Origin of the sequence: Agrobacterium sp. 10MFCol1.1, from assembly GCF_000381165.1 — a bacterium.
Classification (GTDB): domain Bacteria; phylum Pseudomonadota; class Alphaproteobacteria; order Rhizobiales; family Rhizobiaceae; genus Agrobacterium; species Agrobacterium tumefaciens.
The window spans coordinates 1-19620 of the sequence record NZ_KB906089.1 but is presented as its reverse complement, the minus strand read 5'-3'; the positions used below and the strand labels follow the sequence as shown (position 1 = coordinate 19620).

Sequence of the window (19620 nt, the reverse complement as noted above, 5' to 3'; positions counted from 1 at the left end):
CAGATCCTGTGCAAGCCGGGTTCGGTCAAGCCGCACAAGAAGTTCATGGCAGAAGCCTACATCCTGACGAAGGAAGAAGGCGGCCGTCATACGCCGTTCTTCACGAACTACCGTCCGCAGTTCTACTTCCGTACGACTGACGTTACCGGTATCGTTTCGCTTCCAGAAGGCACGGAAATGGTTATGCCTGGCGACAACGTGACTGTTGAAGTCGAGCTGATCGTTCCGATCGCGATGGAAGAAAAGCTGCGCTTCGCTATCCGCGAAGGCGGCCGTACCGTCGGCGCCGGCATCGTCGCTTCTATCGTCGAGTAATCTTCGACAGACGGCGGTTTCGCCGGATTTAAAAATCTAGTTCTAAAACGGCGGTGTCTTCGGCACCGCCGTTTTTTTTATGTAAAAATCGATTTTTGTAAATTTATATAGTTGAAAGATTCGTATAATTTTATTATGTGAGTATAAATTCTAATATTTTACTTATTTTATCCGTATATTATGCGCTATATTTAAGATAATTGTAATTTATGATTTATTACTATGTAATTATATTTGTATTTATCGACGTAATTCGTCTGTAACTCGTTTGACGTAGATGAAACTATATTAATTAGCGCTTGGCTGGCTTGTTTTCGTCGGCCGGTTTTCTTCCGAGACGACTTCATGTCCGATTTAACTGTTGTGCTCACCAGCTGCCGCCGACCTGATCTTCTCATCGGAACTCTCGATAGCTTCTTCTCTACTAATGATTACCCGCTGCGGGAATTTATCATTATCGAGGACTCTGACGACGAATCGGTGTGGGCGATTCCGGCGCGGTATCCAGAGCAACCGATCCGCGTCATTTTGAACGGCATCAACATTGGGCAGCACCGCTCTATCGACCGGGCATATTCGGAAGTGCAAACCCCTTACATCCTGCATCTCGAAGACGACTGGGCATTTCCTGTTTCTAAGGTTGTGGGCAGGGGCATCGAAATACTGAAGCGGGACCCGCAAGTGGCGCTCGTTCAACTCAGAACCGATGACGACATGCCCCGTGACATTCGACGCAAGGCGCAGGCAGTTGAAGATTTAGGGTATTGGCGAATACCGCCGACCGCGCATCGTGTCTGGCATAGCTTCACCTTCAATCCGACTGTCAAGCGGTTGTCCTGCTATAAAAAACTACCGCAAGGTTATTCGGGTTTCCGGACAGAGGCGGAAATTAGTATCTTTTATAAGGATCAGGGCGCGATCATGGCGTGGTTGGCCGAAACCGGCGTCAGCCATTCGGGATTTGGCCGCAGCAATTATGGTCTTAAGAAACGCCGTGGTTGGCGCGGTGTGGCGCAAGAGCTCGACAGATTCTTTTCGCTGGCGACAGTCCGTAAATGGCGGCGTTCGGTGACGCGCAACGTCGCTCACTTCAAGCGCAAGTATCGGGAGCGTCAGTTGATCAGGTCCGATCGCAGTGCGCTTGAGCCGTAATAGATTAAAGGTCGGTTGCGAAAGGTATCAAACCAGCGCATTCGGATGCCGCAAAGGGGTTCGTTGAGGTGACGGGCTTGGGGGTAACCGGTTAAGCGGCCGAGGAAAAAACGTGGCGGGGAGGGCGTCAACAGTTTCTTCCGAAAGCGAATAAAAAGCGCTTGCCATTCTTTTCCGTGCGCCTTAAAGGGAACGCATACCGAAGCGGCCAAGTGATTTTCGTGGTCGGCTAAGGTGTTAAAGGGGTATAGCTCAGTTGGTAGAGCGGCGGTCTCCAAAACCGCAGGTCGTAAGTTCGAGCCTTACTGCCCCTGCCACTTTCCATCCGCAAGCGCGGTCTTCGCTGCATGGCAGATGGGTGCCGGTTTTCCGGCGAATTTCGCCGAATGTCGATTTCCTCTTGTTAAAACTGGAATCGGTGTTTATGTAAGGTCAAAACAGACACGCGGTGCGTGGGGCTGATTAGTTCGGCTTTACGCGCCGTAATTGCGTGGGCAGTCAATGGCATCCAAAACCAATCCGTTTACGTTTCTGCAGCAGGTTCGCGCCGAAGCGTCTAAAATCACTTGGCCGTCGCGCCGCGAGACCATGATTTCGACGGCTATGGTGCTTGTGATGGTCATTTTTGCGGCTCTGTTCTTTTTTGCTGCTGACCAGCTCATCGGCTGGGTGCTTAGCCTCGTGCTGAACGTCGGCCGGTAACGGATTGAACGGAGAATAAAAATGGCAGCGCGCTGGTATATCGTTCACGCATATTCGAATTTCGAAAAGAAGGTCGCTGAGTCGATCGAAGAGAAGGCTCGTCAGAAGGGTCTTGATCATCTTTTTGAGAAAATCCTCGTTCCGACCGAAAAGGTTGTCGAGGTGCGTCGTGGCCGCAAGGTCGACAGCGAGCGCAAGTTCTTTCCAGGTTACGTGCTTGTGCGCGCCAACCTGACGGATGAGGCTTATCATCTCATCAAGAACACGCCGAAGGTGACCGGTTTCCTCGGTTCGGACAATAAGCCTGTTCCGATTCCGGATTATGAAGCCGATCGTATCCTCGGTCAGGTTCAGGAAGGCGTCGAGCGTCCGAAGTCTTCGGTTTCGTTCGAGGTCGGCGAGCAGGTTCGCGTTTCCGATGGTCCGTTCGCGTCGTTCAACGGCGTTGTTCAGGATGTCGACGAAGAGCGTTCGCGCCTGAAGGTGGAAGTTTCGATTTTCGGCCGCGCTACGCCGGTCGAGCTGGAATACAGTCAGGTCGAGAAGGTCTGACTGGAGGGGTGAAACCCCAATCGCGTGGAAGGCAAACGGGCTCCCATAGCCGGGGCAGGGCGCCGCACCACGCAACCGCAGCCGCCGGAGCGATCCGGCTAGAGAGAAGCCGGGAAACCGGTTTGAATTGAAAGGCAGAGAGATATGGCTAAGAAAGTTATGGGCCAGCTCAAGCTGCAGGTGAAGGCAGGGTCGGCCAATCCGTCCCCGCCGATCGGTCCTGCACTTGGTCAGCGCGGCATCAACATCATGGAATTCTGCAAGGCGTTCAATGCCGCCACGCAGGAAATGGAAAAGGGTATGCCGATTCCGGTCGTCATCACCTATTACCAGGACAAGTCCTTCACCTTCGTCATGAAGCAGCCGCCGATGACCTATTGGCTGAAGAAGGAAGCGAAGATCACCTCCGGCTCCAAGACGCCTGGTAAGGGCGCCAAGGTTGGCTCCATCACCAAGGCTCAGGTCAAGACGATCGCTGAAGCCAAGATGAAGGATCTGAATGCTGCCGATATCGAAGGCGCAATGGCAATGGTTGAGGGCTCTGCCCGCGCCATGGGCCTGGAAGTAGTAGGTTGATCATGGCCAAGGTAGCAAAGCGTATTCAGAAGATCCGCGAAGGTGTGGATCCTAACAAGCTCTACGTTCTCACCGACGCCATTTCGATGGTCAAGGAACGTGCAGTCGCCAAGTTCGACGAAACCGTTGAAGTTTCGATGAACCTCGGCGTTGACCCGCGCCATGCGGACCAGATGGTTCGCGGCGTTGTCAACCTGCCGAACGGCACGGGCCGTGACGTTCGCGTCGCCGTTTTTGCACGTGGCGCCAAGGCTGATGAAGCCACGGCTGCTGGTGCTGACGTTGTTGGCGCAGAAGAGCTGGTTGAAATCGTTCAGAGCGGCAAGATCGACTTCGATCGTTGCATCGCGACCCCGGACATGATGCCGCTCGTCGGCCGTCTCGGCAAGGTACTCGGCCCGCGTGGCATGATGCCGAACCCGAAGGTCGGTACGGTGACGATGGATGTTGCCGGCGCCGTCAAGGCGTCCAAGGGCGGCGCTGTCGAGTTCCGCGTCGAAAAGGCCGGTATCGTACACGCTGGTATTGGCAAGGCTTCGTTCGACGCCAAGGCTCTTGAAGAAAACATCAAGGCTTTCGCCGATGCGGTCATCAAGGCAAAGCCGACGGGTGCCAAGGGCAACTACGTCAAGCGCGTTGCCATCTCCTCGACCATGGGTCCGGGCGTCAAGATCGAGCCTTCGTCGGTTACGGCTTAATCAATTCTCGTGCTTCCCTGTCGGGGAGCGTGATTAAAAGAATTTCCGGCTCTCAGGGAGCCGGAGATTTCCGGGGAAACCCGGAACTCCTGTCCGAGATTGCGGGTGGCCATGTCCTTCGGGGTTTGGCCTTAATCATTCAACCTGCATGAGACGGGTGAGGCTGGATTTGAGGCATCGCAGATGCCTGACTGTCCGGTTCGAACCTGGTGTGCCTGTGCCTGAAGCCGTTTGCGGCGACAGAGCGGGGGACAGGATCCTCGAGCGTCGCTCGGGATCTTTGTAAAAAGGTCCCTTGGGGCAAAGGCAAACCCGACGGGTTCACACTTATGTGGCCCCGTCTACTGGAGACAGACAGTGGAAAGAGCGGAAAAACGCGAATTCGTCACGGAGCTGAACGAAGTCTTCAAGGCTTCCGGTTCGGTTGTCGTGGCCCACTATGCTGGTGTCACCGTTGCGCAAATGAACGACTTCCGTTCGAAAATGCGCGCTGCCGGAGGCACCGTCAAGGTCGCGAAGAACCGCCTGGCCAAGATCGCTCTTCAGGGCACGGAGTCGGAAGGGATGACAGATCTCTTCAAGGGCCAGACGCTGATTGCATACAGCGTCGACCCTATGATTGCTCCGAAAGTCGTCATGGATTTCGCAAAGACCAACGATAAAGTCGTTGTTCTCGGCGGTTCCATGGGCGCAACCACGCTCAACGCCGAAGCAGTCAAGTCGCTTGCGACCCTGCCTTCGCTGGACGAGCTGCGCGCAAAGCTGCTGGGCCTACTCAACGCCCCGGCAACTCGCGTCGCCACGGTTGTCGCAGCACCTGCAAGCCAGCTTGCACGGGTGTTCTCGGCTTACGCCAAGAAGGACGAAGCCGCTTAAGGCGGTTTTTCGCTGTAATTATTCAAACTGGTTCGAACTGAACAAAAGGAACTATCAAAATGGCTGATCTCGCAAAGATCGTTGAAGACCTCTCCACCCTGACCGTTCTGGAAGCTGCAGAACTGTCGAAGCTTCTCGAAGAAAAGTGGGGCGTTTCCGCCGCTGCTCCGGTAGCTGTTGCTGCTGCTGGCGGTGCTGGCGCTGCTGCTGTCGTTGAAGAAGAAAAGACCGAATTCGACGTGATCCTGGTTGACGCTGGCGCCAACAAGATCAACGTCATCAAGGAAGTCCGCGCTATCACGGGTCTCGGCCTGAAGGAAGCTAAGGACCTCGTTGAAGGCGCTCCGAAGGCTGTCAAGGAAGCTGTTTCCAAGGCTGAAGCTGCTGACCTCAAGAAGAAGCTTGAAGACGCTGGCGCCAAGGTCGACGTTAAGTAATCTTGCGATTGCTGGCGGGAAGGGGCTTCATGCCCCTTTCCGTCGTCATCGTTTTAAAACTTATTACCCAAAAGCCGCGTGAAAATGGCTTTTGGGTAATGGGTTCTTCAAGAGAATGGTTCCGAACCGGCTCATCTAGGCAATCCGGCCTGATCGATCCGGGATGTGGAACGAGATTGATGACACCCATTGCTTGACGGGATCGACTGGCCATCGGTTCCCGTCCGTTGCAGGCCCGGATGCAATTTTAAAGGAGCGACGATGGCTCAGACCCTTTCGTTTAACGGTCGCAGGCGCGTACGCAAGTTTTTCGGCAAAATTCCAGAAGTAGCGGAAATGCCGAACCTCATCGAGGTTCAGAAGGCTTCGTATGACCAGTTTCTCATGGTTGACGAGCCCAAGGGTGGCCGTCCCGACGAGGGATTGAATGCCGTATTCAAATCCGTATTCCCGATCACCGATTTTTCCGGCGCATCCATGCTCGAATTCGTATCTTACGAATTCGAAGCGCCGAAGTTTGACGTCGAGGAATGCCGTCAGCGCGATCTGACCTACGCAGCGCCGCTGAAAGTGACGCTGCGCCTCATCGTGTTCGATATCGACGAGGATACAGGCGCGAAGTCCATCAAGGACATCAAGGAACAGTCCGTATACATGGGCGACATGCCGCTCATGACCAATAACGGCACGTTCATCGTCAACGGTACAGAGCGCGTCATCGTTTCGCAGATGCACCGTTCGCCGGGCGTATTCTTTGACCACGACAAGGGCAAGAGCCATTCTTCCGGCAAGCTTCTGTTCGCTGCCCGCGTCATCCCGTATCGCGGTTCCTGGCTCGACATCGAGTTCGACGCCAAGGACATCGTCTATGCGCGTATCGACCGTCGCCGCAAGCTACCCGTGACCTCGCTCCTGATGGCGCTTGGCATGGATGGTGAAGAAATCCTGTCGACGTTCTACAGCAAGGCTTCCTACGAGCGCTCCGGCGATGGCTGGCGCATTCCGTTCCAGCCTGAAACGCTGAAGAATGCCAAGGTCATCACCGACATGATCGACGCCGACACCGGTGAAGTCGTTGTCGAAGGTGGCAAGAAGCTGACTCCGCGTCTTATCCGCCAGCTCGTCGACAAGGGCCTGAAGGCACTTAAGGCGACTGACGAAGACCTCTACGGCAACTTCCTTGCCGAAGACATCGTCAACTACTCGACGGGTGAGATCTATCTCGAAGCCGGCGACGAAATCGACGAAAAGACGCTTGGCCTCATTCTTCAGTCCGGCTTTGACGAGATTCCGGTTCTCAACATCGACCACGTCAATGTTGGCGCCTATATCCGCAACACGCTGCATGCGGACAAGAACCAGAACCGCCAGGAAGCGCTGTTCGACATCTACCGCGTCATGCGTCCGGGTGAGCCGCCGACCATGGATTCGGCAGAAGCGATGTTCAACTCGCTGTTCTTCGATGCAGAACGTTATGATCTCTCGGCTGTTGGCCGCGTGAAGATGAACATGCGTCTCGACCTCGACGCGGAAGACACCGTGCGCACGCTGCGCAAGGAAGACATCCTCGCTGTCGTCAAGATGCTGGTCGAACTGCGCGACGGCAAGGGCGAAATCGACGACATCGACAACCTCGGCAACCGCCGTGTTCGTTCGGTCGGCGAGCTGATGGAAAACCAGTACCGCCTGGGCCTTCTGCGCATGGAACGTGCGATCAAGGAACGTATGTCCTCGATCGAAATCGACACCGTGATGCCGCAGGACCTGATCAATGCGAAGCCGGCAGCTGCCGCCGTTCGCGAATTCTTCGGTTCCTCGCAGCTGTCGCAGTTCATGGACCAGGTGAACCCGCTTTCGGAAATCACCCACAAGCGCCGTCTTTCGGCTCTTGGACCGGGTGGTCTGACCCGTGAGCGCGCCGGCTTCGAAGTCCGCGACGTTCATCCGACCCACTACGGCCGTATTTGCCCGATCGAAACGCCGGAAGGCCCGAACATCGGTCTGATCAACTCGCTTGCCACCTTTGCCCGCGTCAACAAGTACGGCTTCATCGAAAGCCCGTACCGCAAGATCATCGACGGCAAGGTGACGACCGACGTTATCTACCTCTCCGCTATGGAAGAGGCCAAGTACTACGTCGCACAGGCCAATGCCGAGCTCGATGGCGAAGGCGCCTTCACTGAAGAGTTCGTTGTTTGCCGTCACTCGGGCGAAGTTATGCTCGCACCGCGCGACAACATTAACCTGATGGACGTTTCGCCGAAGCAGCTCGTTTCGGTCGCAGCGGCTCTCATTCCGTTCCTGGAAAACGACGACGCCAACCGCGCTCTCATGGGCTCGAACATGCAGCGTCAGGCCGTTCCGCTTCTGCGGGCGGAAGCGCCGTTCGTCGGCACAGGCATGGAACCGATCGTCGCCCGTGACTCCGGCGCTGCCATCGCGGCTCGCCGCGGCGGTGTCGTCGACCAGGTGGATGCGACCCGTATCGTTATCCGCGCTACGGAAGAACTCGATGCCGGCAAGTCGGGCGTCGATATCTACCGTCTGCAGAAGTTCCAGCGTTCGAACCAGAACACCTGCGTCAACCAGCGTCCGCTGGTCGCTGTCGGTGACATCATCTCCAAGGGTGACATCATCGCTGATGGTCCGTCGACCGACCTCGGCGATCTGGCGCTCGGCCGTAACGCGCTCGTCGCGTTCATGCCCTGGAACGGCTACAACTACGAAGACTCGATCCTGATGTCGGAACGTATCGTTTCCGACGACGTGTTCACCTCCATCCACATCGAAGAATTCGAAGTGATGGCGCGTGACACGAAGCTTGGTCCGGAAGAAATCACGCGCGACATTCCGAACGTTTCGGAAGAAGCGCTGAAGAACCTCGACGAAGCCGGTATCGTTTACATCGGTGCGGAAGTTCAGCCGGGCGATATCCTCGTCGGCAAGATCACGCCGAAGGGCGAAAGCCCGATGACGCCGGAAGAAAAGCTTTTGCGCGCCATCTTCGGTGAAAAGGCTTCCGACGTTCGCGACACCTCCATGCGCATGCCTCCGGGCACGTTTGGTACCGTTGTGGAAGTCCGCGTCTTCAACCGTCACGGTGTGGAGAAGGATGAGCGCGCGATGGCAATCGAGCGCGAAGAGATCGAACGTCTGGCAAAGGACCGCGACGACGAACAAGCAATTCTCGACCGTAACGTCTACGGCCGCCTGATCGACATGCTGCGTGGTCACGTTTCCATCGCCGGTCCGAAGGGCTTCAAGAAGGGCGTCGAGCTTTCCAACGCCGTCGTCTCCGAATATCCCCGCTCGCAGTGGTGGATGTTTGCAGTCGAAGACGAGAAGGCCCAGTCCGAACTGGAAGCACTTCGCGGCCAGTACGACGAATCCAAGTCGCGCCTTGAACAGCGCTTCATGGATAAGGTCGAGAAGGTCCAGCGCGGCGATGAAATGCCTCCTGGCGTCATGAAGATGGTCAAGGTCTTCGTCGCTGTGAAGCGCAAGATCCAGCCGGGCGACAAGATGGCCGGCCGTCACGGTAACAAGGGCGTCGTCTCGCGTATCGTTCCTGTCGAGGACATGCCGTTCCTCGAAGACGGCACGCATGTCGACATCTGCTTGAACCCGCTCGGCGTGCCTTCGCGCATGAACGTCGGCCAGATCCTCGAAACCCACCTCGCATGGGCATGCGCCGGTATGGGCAAGAAGATCGGCGAGATGCTCGAAGAGTATCGCAAGACGATGGACATCAGCGAGCTTCGCACGGAGCTTACCGAAATCTATGCGAGTGAATCGCATGACGAGGTAAAGCGCTTCGACGACGAGTCGCTGGTCAAGCTTGCCGAAGAAGCCAAGCGCGGTGTTTCCATCGCGACCCCGGTCTTCGACGGTGCGCATGAACCCGACGTTGCCGCGATGCTGAAGAAGGCAGGTCTGCATGAATCCGGTCAGTCCGTTCTTTATGACGGTCGTACCGGCGAGCCTTTCGACCGCAAGGTCACCGTCGGCTACATGTACATGATCAAGCTGAACCACCTTGTTGACGACAAGATCCACGCTCGCTCGATCGGTCCTTACTCGCTCGTTACCCAGCAGCCGCTGGGCGGCAAGGCGCAGTTCGGCGGACAGCGCTTCGGGGAAATGGAAGTCTGGGCTCTGGAAGCATACGGTGCGGCTTACACGCTGCAGGAAATGCTCACCGTCAAGTCGGACGACGTGGCGGGCCGCACCAAGGTCTACGAGGCGATCGTCCGTGGCGACGATACCTTCGAGGCCGGTATCCCCGAGAGCTTCAACGTTCTCGTCAAGGAAATGCGGTCGCTCGGTCTTTCGGTCGAACTGGAGAACTCGAAGGTCGAGACCCAGCCCGAGGATCAGCTGCCCGACGCAGCGGAATAAAGATGAGAGAGGCGGGCGCCGTGTTGGCGCCTGCCGGTTCCCCGGCGACCAATGGTTGCCGCGGGACACTTTCGCCGCATTGTGCGGTTAATCCGTATTTAAAGCTCTGGACGGTGACCCGGGAAGAAGCCGGTCCAGATGCAAACAGGGGCAGCAGCTAGCCTCTCAAGGAGACAAGGCATGAACCAAGAGGTCATGAATCTTTTCAATCCTCAGGTGCCTGCGCAGCATTTCGATTCCATCCGGATTTCGATCGCTTCGCCGGAAAAAATCCTGTCGTGGTCCTACGGCGAGATCAAGAAGCCGGAAACCATCAACTATCGTACGTTCAAGCCGGAACGCGATGGTCTCTTCTGCGCGCGCATTTTCGGACCTATCAAGGACTACGAATGCCTGTGCGGCAAGTACAAGCGCATGAAGTACAAGGGCATCATCTGCGAAAAGTGCGGCGTTGAAGTTACGCTGTCGCGCGTTCGCCGTGAGCGCATGGGCCATATCGAGCTCGCGGCGCCCGTTGCCCATATCTGGTTCCTGAAGTCGCTTCCCTCGCGTATCTCGACCTTGCTCGACATGACGCTGAAGGATGTCGAACGCGTTCTCTATTTCGAGAACTACATCGTCACCGAACCCGGCCTCACCTCGATGAAGCAGAACCAGCTTCTGTCCGAGGAAGAGTACATGATCGCAGTTGACGAGTTCGGCGAAGACCAGTTCACCGCCATGATCGGCGCTGAAGCCATCTACGAGATGCTGGCTTCGATGAACCTCGAAAAGATCGCCGGCGACCTGCGTGCCGAGCTTGCCGAGACCACCTCGGATCTCAAGCAGAAGAAGTTCATGAAGCGTCTCAAGATCGTTGAGAACTTCATGGAATCCGGCAATCGTCCTGAGTGGATGATCATGAAGGTCGTTCCGGTTATTCCGCCGGACCTTCGTCCGCTGGTTCCGCTGGATGGTGGCCGTTTCGCGACGTCCGACCTTAACGATCTCTATCGCCGCGTCATCAACCGTAACAACCGTCTGAAGCGCCTGATCGAGCTTCGCGCGCCTGGTATCATCATCCGCAACGAAAAGCGTATGTTGCAGGAATCCGTCGATGCGCTGTTCGATAACGGCCGTCGCGGTCGCGTCATCACGGGTGCGAACAAGCGTCCGCTGAAGTCGCTGTCCGACATGCTCAAGGGCAAGCAGGGCCGCTTCCGCCAGAACCTTCTCGGCAAGCGCGTCGACTATTCAGGCCGTTCGGTCATCGTGACCGGTCCGGAGCTGAAGCTGCACCAGTGCGGCCTGCCGAAGAAGATGGCGCTCGAGCTGTTCAAGCCGTTCATCTATGCCCGCCTCGACGCCAAGGGTTACTCCTCGACCGTCAAGCAGGCCAAGAAGCTGGTTGAAAAGGAAAAGCCTGAAGTTTGGGATATCCTCGACGAGGTCATCCGCGAGCATCCGGTCCTTCTGAACCGCGCACCGACGCTGCACCGTCTGGGTATCCAGGCCTTCGAACCCATGCTGGTTGAAGGCAAGGCCATTCAGCTGCATCCGCTCGTCTGCACGGCTTTCAACGCCGACTTCGACGGCGACCAGATGGCCGTTCACGTGCCGCTGTCGCTTGAAGCCCAGCTTGAAGCCCGCGTGCTGATGATGTCGACCAACAACATCCTGCATCCGGCAAACGGCCATCCGATCATCGTTCCTTCGCAGGACATGGTTCTCGGCCTGTATTACCTGTCGATCATGAACCAGAACGAGCCCGGCGAAGGCATGGCCTTCTCGGACATCGGCGAATTGCATCACGCGCTTGAAAACAAGGTCGTGACACTGCATGCCAAGATCCGTGGTCGCTTCAAGACCGTGGATGCTGATGGCAAGCCGGTTTCCAAGATCCATGAAACGACTCCTGGCCGTATGCTGATTGGCGAACTTCTGCCGAAGAACGTCAACGTGCCGTTCGACGTCTGCAACCAGGAAATGACCAAGAAGAACATCTCCAAGATGATCGACACGGTCTACCGTCATTGCGGCCAGAAAGACACGGTCATCTTCTGCGACCGGATCATGCAGCTCGGCTTTGCTCACGCTTGCCGCGCCGGTATTTCGTTCGGCAAGGACGACATGGTCATTCCGGACAGCAAGGTTAAGATCGTCGGTGACACCGAAGCCTTGGTGAAGGAATACGAACAGCAGTATAACGACGGTCTCATCACTCAGGGCGAAAAGTACAACAAGGTTGTCGACGCCTGGGGTAAGGCAACCGAAAAGGTCGCCGAAGAAATGATGGCGCGCATCAAGGCTGTGGAATTCGACCCGGAAACGGGCCGCCAGAAGCCGATGAACTCCATCTACATGATGAGCCATTCGGGCGCCCGCGGTTCACCGAACCAGATGCGTCAGCTGGGCGGCATGCGCGGCCTGATGGCCAAGCCCTCGGGTGAAATCATCGAGACGCCGATCATCTCGAACTTCAAGGAAGGCCTGACCGTTAACGAGTACTTCAACTCGACCCACGGTGCCCGTAAGGGTCTTGCAGACACCGCCTTGAAGACGGCGAACTCGGGTTACCTTACCCGCCGTCTCGTCGACGTGGCACAGGATTGCATCGTGAACTCCGTGGATTGCGGCACCGACAAGGGCCTCACCATGACCGCCATCGTTGATGCCGGTCAGGTCGTTGCCTCGCTCGGCGCACGTATCCTCGGCCGTACGGCTCTTGATGACATCGACAATCCGGTAACTGGCGAAAACATCGTCAAGGCCAGAACGTTGATCGACGAAGCCGACGTTGCGATCATCGAGAAGGCTGGCATCCAGTCCGTCCGTATCCGCTCGGCACTGACCTGCGAAGTGCAGGTCGGCGTTTGCGGCGTCTGCTACGGTCGTGACCTTGCTCGCGGTACTCCGGTCAACATGGGCGAAGCCGTTGGCGTCATCGCCGCACAGTCGATCGGTGAACCGGGCACGCAGCTCACCATGCGTACCTTCCACCTTGGCGGTACGGCAAACGTGGTTGACCAGTCGTTCCTGGAAGCTTCGTATGAAGGCACGATCCAGATCAAGAACCGCAACATCCTGCGGAACTCCGATGGCGTTCTCATCGCAATGGGCCGTAACATGTCGGTCACCATTCTCGATGAGCGCGGCGTGGAACGTTCCTCGCAGCGTGTCGCTTATGGTTCGAAGATCTTCGTCGATGACGGCGACAAGGTAAAACGCGGTCAGCGTCTTGCAGAGTGGGACCCCTACACCCGTCCGATGATGACGGAAGTGGAAGGTACCGTTCACTTCGAGGACCTCGTCGACGGTCTTTCCGTTCTGGAAGCCACCGACGAATCCACCGGCATCACCAAGCGTCAGGTCATTGACTGGCGTTCGACGCCGCGTGGTTCGGACCTCAAGCCCGCGATCATCATCAAGGATGCTTCCGGCGCTGTCGCAAAGCTTAGCCGCGGTGGCGAAGCCCGCTTCCACCTCTCCGTGGACGCGATCCTGTCGGTTGAGCCTGGTTCGAAGGTCTTCCAGGGTGACGTGCTTGCACGTTCGCCGCTGGAAAGCGCCAAGACCAAGGACATCACCGGTGGTCTGCCGCGCGTTGCCGAACTGTTCGAAGCACGTCGTCCGAAGGATCATGCTGTCATCGCTGAGATCGATGGTACGATCCGCCTCGGTCGCGACTACAAGAACAAGCGTCGCGTGATGATTGAGCCTGCTGAAGACGGCGTCGAGCCGGTCGAATACCTGATCCCGAAGGGCAAGCCCTTCCATCTTCAGGAAGGCGACTACATCGAGAAGGGCGAATACATTCTCGACGGCAATCCGGCACCGCACGACATTCTGGCAATCAAGGGCGTAGAGGCTTTGGCTTCCTACCTCGTGAACGAAATCCAGGAAGTCTACCGACTGCAGGGCGTTGTGATCAACGACAAGCACATCGAGGTGATCGTTCGCCAGATGCTGCAGAAGGTCGAGATCACCGATGCGGGCGACAGCCACTACATCGTTGGCGACAATGTCGATCGTATCGAGCTTGACGACAACAACGACCGCCTGATCGAAGAAGGCAAGAAGCCCGCTTATGGCGATCCGGTTCTTCTCGGCATCACCAAGGCGTCGCTGCAGACGCCGTCCTTCATCTCGGCCGCATCGTTCCAGGAAACCACCAAGGTTCTCACGGAAGCTGCGATCGCCGGCAAGACGGATACGCTGCAGGGCCTCAAGGAAAACGTCATCGTCGGCCGCCTCATCCCGGCCGGTACCGGCGGCACCATGACGCAGATCCGCCGCATCGCCACCTCGCGCGACGACCTCATTCTCGAGGAACGCCGCAAGGGTACGGGTGCAGGCTCTGCAACACAGATGCTGCAGGACATGACGGATCCGGCTCCGGCCGAATAAGGTCTGCTCAAGGGCAGGGGCTTTACGAAGCCCCGCCAAAGTTCAGTAAAAAAACGCCCGGAGTAATCCGGGCGTTTTTTGTTTTGGTCGGGTTAGAAGGTCAGATCTGGTCCTTCATATGGCCAGTCCCATCTCGGGGTTTTTCCTGCTCACCGATGGTGTAGCGCGTCAAAACGGAAAGCCGGCGAACGAGATCGGTCTGGCCCGTACTGCCGGTCTTTGCATAGATAGACTTGGCGTTGCTGCGAACCGTTTCGTGCGAGATTTGAAGTTGCTTTGCCACGGAGGGAAGTGAAAGGCCCTTCAGGATTTCCAGCGCGACACGGGCCTCGCCCTTGGTGAGATCGTATAACCCCTTCAGAAGCGGCGTGACGTCGGCAACGGTGTCCGATGGTTGCGATATCAGCACGATGGCGCTGCCGTTAGGGGATAAATCCAGCGCGTCCTTGCGCAGCGGTATGACGTGAAGGATGCACACCCTGTCTTCGCTTGTCGGCAGGGGTAGGGAACTGACACTGCCGCCGGCTAGCGCCTTGTAGAGCAGCCGGTTTATTCTCTCGTCCAAGATCAAGATCCTGTCGCGGGCGCGGGTGGAAATACACTTTTTGGTCGCCTCGAACAGGTTGTTTGTGGAAAGAACGCGTCCGCTTGCCTGGAGCACCGCCGCCGGCGCACCGATGGCGTTGAGGCCGAGCGTGATGGCATCTGCTTTTTGGCGTTGCAGCCCTGTTGCGAGGGTGAGGCTGCGGGCGATATGCGGCCTCAGCCGGCCAAGTGCCGCCATGGTTTCCGGACCAATGACTCCTCTGTCGAGCTTGCGTTCGAACAGGAGAGTCATTTCGGGATGATCCGGCGGCGCAACCTGCGTTGCCACCCCATATCCCAGTCCACGCGGCATCAGGAAATCGCGCACGATTGGTAGCCCCGCCCATTCGTCAGGGGTAAATATATCGAAATCATGCACGAAGGAAAATTGGCCCTCGCGGACAGCGCGTGTGAGGCGATCGTTGCGGTGGTTCCAGCCGCCCTTCATGAAGGCTTGCATGAGCTCCTGGAAATTGGGCGGATAGAGCCATGCTTCATCCTCGCCTTTGCCCCAGGTGAGCGCGCCGCCCCAGAAATCGAGCCGTTGGCCGATTGCGGCTATCACGTTCGCCCAGCGATCGGGAAAAAGTGCTGCCTCGTAAATGTCATCTATAATGTCTGTCGAAGATATATTATCCAACCCGCCACCAAAATCATGCGTCGGGATCACTTTAATCTTAGATCTTCGTATATTTCAACGGAAATACAAATAATACTATTATATTTAAAGTATATAATCTATCAGTGACTTAATATATTGAAAATTAACAAGGTATTTCTCAGCAAAAGGTGGCTGGCACGCAAGATTTCGGCCTTGGCATCATGTCCTGGAAGACAACCGCCCTGGTGTGGGCGGGTGCCGTTTTATCGGTGGCGGCGCATTTGTCGCGGTGAGGGCGGTCCCTCAGGCGAAACGGATGATGGCGACTTCGCCCTCCAGGGCGCCCTGATAGGCGGAAGCGTGCGGCTCTTCGTCCGGAACTTCAGTCAGCATGCCGATCTGGTCGAGGTCGGCTTCGATGAAACCTTCCTCCGAAAGCGCGTTCAGCGTTTCGCGTACGGCGGTGTCGTCGTCCGGTGCCCGCAGAATGACGTGGATGTCGATGCCTTCGGAATTGTCGTGTTCGTAGGCCTTGCCGATGACGATGAAGACCATCGGCTCGTCGCGTCCGTTGTCGTTGTCGGGGAGGTTGGTCATGACGCGGTTCCTTGATATGTCGTTGTGGAGTATGCGGGCCGGACGGAATCGGTCTTGCGCGCGGCGGTGCCAGCTCCGGCCCGCTTGAGGGAATCAATAGACGGATTTTGTGAAAAGCCAAAGGCCGGAGGTCAAAATCGCTGTTGCCGGCTGTGACTTATGTTAGAAGGAGAGGGCAAAGGGCCTGTGCGCAGGCTTTGTGGCCTCGGGTGCCAGCGCAAAATGCGGATTCGCCCTTGACGAAAGCTGGCTAAAACAGTAGTACGCCCGCCATCGGAGCCTCTATCTGTGCTGGCCGTTCGGAAACGTTTTTCCCGGACATCATCTCAAATGAAGCTTCATTGCACGTAGAAGACACGAATGTTGCACGCAAGACGCCTCATCCGGCGTCCTCTGCTCTTGGTGGTCCATCCGTGAAAACGGATCGGGCCACGTTTTGCGCATGAGGATATATGCGTGCTTCGTCGCCGGAAACGGCATAGCCGCCACCCGTGAGGGTGGCTAAAGTAGTTTTTGCAAGGGATGGTTATATGCCTACCGTAAACCAGCTGATCCGTAAGCCCCGCCAGGCACAGGTAAAGCGCAACAAGGTTCCTGCACTTCAGGAAAACCCGCAGAAGCGTGGTGTTTGCACCCGCGTTTACACGACGACCCCGAAGAAGCCGAACTCGGCTCTGCGTAAGGTTGCCAAGATCCGCCTCACCAACGGCTTCGAAGTCATCGGCTACATTCCTGGTGAAGGTCACAACCTTCAGGAACACTCCGTGGTCATGATCCGCGGCGGCCGCGTAAAGGACTTGCCGGGTGTGCGTTACCACATCATCCGCGGTGTTCTCGATACCCAGGGCGTCAAGAACCGCAAGCAGCGCCGTTCGAAGTACGGTGCGAAGCGTCCGAAGTAATTTTCGGCAACAACAATCAGGCGCTGCGCGAGGTTCTCCGCGTGGTTTAGCGTCAATAACATTGAGAGACAAAGAATATGTCCCGTCGCCATAGTGCAGAAAAGCGTGAGATCAACCCGGACCCGAAGTTCGGCGATCTGGTCGTCACCAAGTTCATGAATGCGATCATGCTTCATGGCAAGAAGTCCGTCGCGGAAAGCATCGTTTACGGCGCGTTCGACGTCGTTCAGGGCAAGACGAAGCAGGAGCCGCTCGGCGTGTTCCACTCCGCCCTCGACAACGTTGCTCCGCACGTTGAAGTGCGTTCGCGTCGCGTTGGCGGTGCTACGTATCAGGTCCCGGTCGACGTTCGTCCGGAGCGCCGTCAGGCTCTCGCCATCCGCTGGCTGATCACTGCTGCTCGCAAGCGTAACGAAACGACCATGGTCGATCGCCTTTCCGGCGAACTCATGGACGCTGCGAACAACCGCGGTTCCGCCGTCAAGAAGCGTGAAGACACGCACAAGATGGCCGACGCAAACCGCGCATTCTCGCATTACCGCTGGTAATCTTAAACGGTCGCATATCGAAAGGCAGTCCATTATGGCTCGCGAATATAAAATCGAAGACTACCGCAATTTCGGTATCATGGCGCATATCGACGCCGGTAAGACGACGACCACCGAGCGTATTCTTTATTACACCGGTAAGTCGCACAAGATCGGCGAAGTTCATGATGGCGCTGCCACGATGGACTGGATGGAACAGGAGCAGGAACGTGGTATCACCATCACGTCCGCTGCGACCACGACCTTCTGGAAGGGTCGCGATGGCAAGATGCGCCGTTTCAACATCATCGACACCCCCGGCCACGTTGACTTCACCATTGAAGTCGAGCGTTCGCTGCGCGTTCTCGACGGTGCCATCGCTCTTCTCGACGCCAACGCCGGTGTAGAGCCGCAGACGGAAACCGTCTGGCGTCAGGCTGAGAAGTACAACGTTCCGCGTATGATCTTCTGCAACAAGATGGACAAGACCGGTGCTGACTTCTACCGCTCGGTAGAAATGATCAAGACCCGTCTCGGCGCTACCGCCGTTGTCATGCAGCTGCCGATCGGCGCTGAGACCGAGTTCAAGGGCGTTATCGACCTGATCGAGATGAACGCACTCATCTGGCGCGACGAATCGCTCGGCGCTCAGTGGGACGTCGTCGAAATTCCTGAAGACATGAAGGCCAAGGCTGAAGAATATCGCGAAAAGCTGATCGAGACCGTTGTCGAGATCGACGAAGAAGCGATGGAAGACTACCTGAACGGCATCATGCCCGACAACGAGAAGATCCGTTCGCTCGTTCGCCGCGGCACCATCGACGTGAAGTTCCACCCGATGTTCTGCGGTACCGCGTTCAAGAACAAGGGCGTTCAGCCGCTTCTCGACGCCGTCGTCGACTACCTGCCTTCGCCGCTGGACATTCCCGCGATCAAGGGCATCGACTTCAAGACCGAAGCCGAAATCGAGCGTCATGCCGATGACAGCGAGCCGCTTTCCATGCTCGCGTTCAAGATCATGAACGACCCCTTCGTCGGTTCGCTGACCTTCGCCCGCATCTACTCCGGCAAGCTCGAAAAGGGCACGTCGGTCATCAACACGGTCAAGGACAAGCGCGAGCGCGTCGGCCGTATGCTGCAGATGCATTCCAACAGCCGTGAAGACATCGAAGAAGCCTTTGCCGGCGACATCGTTGCTCTGGCTGGCCTCAAGGAAACCACCACTGGCGATACGCTCTGCGATCCGCTGAAGCCGGTTATCCTCGAGCGCATGGAATTCCCCGAGCCGGTCATCCAGATCGCCATCGAGCCGAAGACCAAGGGCGACCAGGAAAAGATGGGCCTGGCGCTCAACCGCCTGGCTGCTGAAGACCCTTCGTTCCGCGTCAAGACGGATGAAGAATCCGGTCAGACGATCATCGCAGGCATGGGCGAACTTCACCTCGACATCCTCGTTGACCGTATGCGTCGCGAGTTCAAGGTTGAAGCAACCGTCGGTGCTCCGCAGGTTGCCTACCGCGAAACCATCACGCGTCAGCACGAAGAAGACTACACGCACAAGAAGCAGTCCGGTGGTACCGGTCAGTTTGCTCGCGTGAAGATCATCTTCGAACCGAACCCTGAAGGCGAAGAATTCAAGTTCGAATCCAAGATCGTCGGCGGTGCTGTTCCGAAGGAATACATCCCGGGCGTTCAGAAGGGTATCGAAAGCGTTCTGTCTTCCGGTCCGCTCGCTGGCTTCCCGATGCTGGGCGTCAAGGCGACCCTAATCGACGGCGCATACCACGATGTCGACTCCTCGGTTCTGGCGTTCGAAATCGCATCGCGTGCCTGCTTCCGTGAAGCAGCAAAGAAGGCTGGTGCACAGCTTCTCGAGCCGATGATGAAGGTCGAAGTCGTCACCCCTGAAGATTACGTCGGTGACGTGATCGGCGATCTGAACTCGCGTCGCGGTCAGATCCAGGGTCAGGAATCGCGTGGCATCACCATCGTGATCAGCGCACACGTTCCGCTCGCGAACATGTTCAAGTACGTCGACAACCTGCGCTCCATGTCGCAGGGCCGCGCGCAGTACTCGATGACGTTCGATCACTATTCGCCGGTTCCGTCGAACGTGGCGCAGGAAATCCAGGCAAAGTACTCCGGTCAGAAGTGATCGGGGTACGCCCCATCAGAGATTTGAAGATTATTCCCCTCAAGGGACAAGAATGGAGAGCCACTAATGGCAAAGAGCAAGTTTGAGCGCAATAAGCCGCACGTCAACATTGGCACGATCGGTCACGTCGACCACGGCAAGACGTCGTTGACTGCTGCGAT

At 56.9% G+C, this 19620-nt stretch carries 16 protein-coding genes, 1 tRNA gene and 1 pseudogene; 16 read left to right on the top strand and 2 right to left on the bottom strand.

Annotated elements, in window-relative coordinates:
* From tuf to rpoC, 12 genes and pseudogenes are all read left to right on the top strand, one after another.
* Positions 1-315: pseudogene (gene tuf, locus F617_RS27465) on the top strand (elongation factor Tu); the annotation flags it as partial.
* A gap of 345 nt (positions 316-660) precedes the next feature.
* A complete protein-coding gene (locus tag F617_RS0126585) occupies positions 661-1467 on the top strand; it encodes a glycosyltransferase family 2 protein (RefSeq protein ID WP_019567411.1) in 807 nt (268 codons plus the stop codon).
* Positions 1468-1708: 241 nt separating this feature from the next.
* Positions 1709-1784, top strand: a tRNA-Trp gene (locus F617_RS0126580).
* A gap of 184 nt (positions 1785-1968) precedes the next feature.
* Positions 1969-2169 carry a preprotein translocase subunit SecE gene (secE, locus tag F617_RS0126575; protein WP_003507689.1) on the top strand — a complete coding sequence of 67 codons (201 nt, stop codon included), beginning with the start codon at positions 1969-1971 and terminating at the stop codon, positions 2167-2169.
* Positions 2170-2190: 21 nt separating this feature from the next.
* The gene (gene nusG / locus F617_RS0126570; RefSeq protein WP_003519353.1) at positions 2191-2721 is read left to right on the top strand and encodes a transcription termination/antitermination protein NusG; all 531 of its coding nucleotides are present in this window, start codon (positions 2191-2193) and stop codon (positions 2719-2721) included.
* 144 nt (positions 2722-2865) lie between these two features.
* On the top strand, positions 2866-3297 hold the full coding sequence (gene rplK, locus F617_RS0126565) for a 50S ribosomal protein L11 (RefSeq protein ID WP_003519352.1): 432 nt from the start codon (positions 2866-2868) through the stop codon (positions 3295-3297).
* Between the two features lie 2 nt (positions 3298-3299).
* Positions 3300-3995, top strand: a complete 696-nt coding sequence (rplA, locus tag F617_RS0126560; protein WP_026331088.1) for a 50S ribosomal protein L1 — start codon at positions 3300-3302, stop codon at positions 3993-3995.
* Positions 3996-4352: 357 nt separating this feature from the next.
* Positions 4353-4871: a 50S ribosomal protein L10 gene (rplJ, locus tag F617_RS0126555; RefSeq protein WP_003519348.1), complete on the top strand. Its 519-nt coding sequence runs from the start codon at positions 4353-4355 to the stop codon at positions 4869-4871.
* A gap of 59 nt (positions 4872-4930) precedes the next feature.
* The gene (rplL, locus tag F617_RS0126550) at positions 4931-5308 is read left to right on the top strand and encodes a 50S ribosomal protein L7/L12 (RefSeq protein ID WP_003519347.1); all 378 of its coding nucleotides are present in this window, start codon (positions 4931-4933) and stop codon (positions 5306-5308) included.
* Positions 5309-5337: 29 nt separating this feature from the next.
* Complete coding sequence (locus tag F617_RS28575; RefSeq protein WP_153793990.1) at positions 5338-5505, top strand: hypothetical protein; 168 nt, start codon at positions 5338-5340, stop codon at positions 5503-5505.
* A 64-nt stretch (positions 5506-5569) separates the two neighbouring features.
* Positions 5570-9706 carry a DNA-directed RNA polymerase subunit beta gene (gene rpoB / locus F617_RS0126545; protein WP_013636439.1) on the top strand — a complete coding sequence of 1379 codons (4137 nt, stop codon included), beginning with the start codon at positions 5570-5572 and terminating at the stop codon, positions 9704-9706.
* Between the two features lie 180 nt (positions 9707-9886).
* The gene (gene rpoC, locus F617_RS0126540; RefSeq protein WP_003519344.1) at positions 9887-14092 is read left to right on the top strand and encodes a DNA-directed RNA polymerase subunit beta'; all 4206 of its coding nucleotides are present in this window, start codon (positions 9887-9889) and stop codon (positions 14090-14092) included.
* Between the two features lie 100 nt (positions 14093-14192).
* On the opposite strand, the gene F617_RS0126535 is transcribed toward rpoC, so the two are convergent.
* Together F617_RS0126535 and F617_RS0126525 are read right to left on the bottom strand one after the other, a co-directional pair.
* Entirely contained in the window at positions 14193-15317 is a 1125-nt protein-coding gene (locus F617_RS0126535; protein ID WP_081626797.1) for a helix-turn-helix transcriptional regulator, read from the bottom strand.
* Positions 15318-15581: 264 nt separating this feature from the next.
* Entirely contained in the window at positions 15582-15875 is a 294-nt protein-coding gene (locus F617_RS0126525) for a hypothetical protein (protein WP_003519341.1), read from the bottom strand.
* A gap of 530 nt (positions 15876-16405) precedes the next feature.
* Between F617_RS0126525 and rpsL the strand changes: the two genes are divergently transcribed.
* The 4 genes from rpsL to F617_RS28570 all read left to right on the top strand — a co-directional run.
* The gene (rpsL, locus tag F617_RS0126520; RefSeq protein ID WP_003507760.1) at positions 16406-16777 is read left to right on the top strand and encodes a 30S ribosomal protein S12; all 372 of its coding nucleotides are present in this window, start codon (positions 16406-16408) and stop codon (positions 16775-16777) included.
* Positions 16778-16854: 77 nt separating this feature from the next.
* Positions 16855-17325: a 30S ribosomal protein S7 gene (gene rpsG / locus F617_RS0126515; protein ID WP_003507761.1), complete on the top strand. Its 471-nt coding sequence runs from the start codon at positions 16855-16857 to the stop codon at positions 17323-17325.
* Between the two features lie 34 nt (positions 17326-17359).
* On the top strand, positions 17360-19459 hold the full coding sequence (gene fusA, locus F617_RS0126510) for an elongation factor G (protein ID WP_003519335.1): 2100 nt from the start codon (positions 17360-17362) through the stop codon (positions 19457-19459).
* Positions 19460-19525: 66 nt separating this feature from the next.
* Positions 19526-19620: GTP-binding protein (locus tag F617_RS28570; RefSeq protein WP_018010120.1), on the top strand; the 95-nt coding region annotated here is incomplete at its 3' end.

Bases quoted from the DNA above. Each gene is read 5' to 3' on its own strand.
- F617_RS0126585 (WP_019567411.1), top strand. From the start codon at position 661: ATGTCCGATTTAACTGTTGTGCTCACCAGCTGCCGCCGACCTGATCTT.
- secE (WP_003507689.1), top strand. From the start codon at position 1,969: ATGGCATCCAAAACCAATCCGTTTACGTTTCTGCAGCAGGTTCGCGCC.
- nusG (WP_003519353.1), top strand. From the start codon at position 2,191: ATGGCAGCGCGCTGGTATATCGTTCACGCATATTCGAATTTCGAAAAG.
- rplK (WP_003519352.1), top strand. From the start codon at position 2,866: ATGGCTAAGAAAGTTATGGGCCAGCTCAAGCTGCAGGTGAAGGCAGGG.
- rplA (WP_026331088.1), top strand. From the start codon at position 3,300: ATGGCCAAGGTAGCAAAGCGTATTCAGAAGATCCGCGAAGGTGTGGAT.
- rplL (WP_003519347.1), top strand. From the start codon at position 4,931: ATGGCTGATCTCGCAAAGATCGTTGAAGACCTCTCCACCCTGACCGTT.
- F617_RS28575 (WP_153793990.1), top strand. From the start codon at position 5,338: ATGCCCCTTTCCGTCGTCATCGTTTTAAAACTTATTACCCAAAAGCCG.
- rpoB (WP_013636439.1), top strand. From the start codon at position 5,570: ATGGCTCAGACCCTTTCGTTTAACGGTCGCAGGCGCGTACGCAAGTTT.
- rpoC (WP_003519344.1), top strand. From the start codon at position 9,887: ATGAACCAAGAGGTCATGAATCTTTTCAATCCTCAGGTGCCTGCGCAG.
- F617_RS0126525 (WP_003519341.1), bottom strand. From the start codon at position 15,875: ATGACCAACCTCCCCGACAACGACAACGGACGCGACGAGCCGATGGTC.
- rpsL (WP_003507760.1), top strand. From the start codon at position 16,406: ATGCCTACCGTAAACCAGCTGATCCGTAAGCCCCGCCAGGCACAGGTA.
- rpsG (WP_003507761.1), top strand. From the start codon at position 16,855: ATGTCCCGTCGCCATAGTGCAGAAAAGCGTGAGATCAACCCGGACCCG.
- fusA (WP_003519335.1), top strand. From the start codon at position 17,360: ATGGCTCGCGAATATAAAATCGAAGACTACCGCAATTTCGGTATCATG.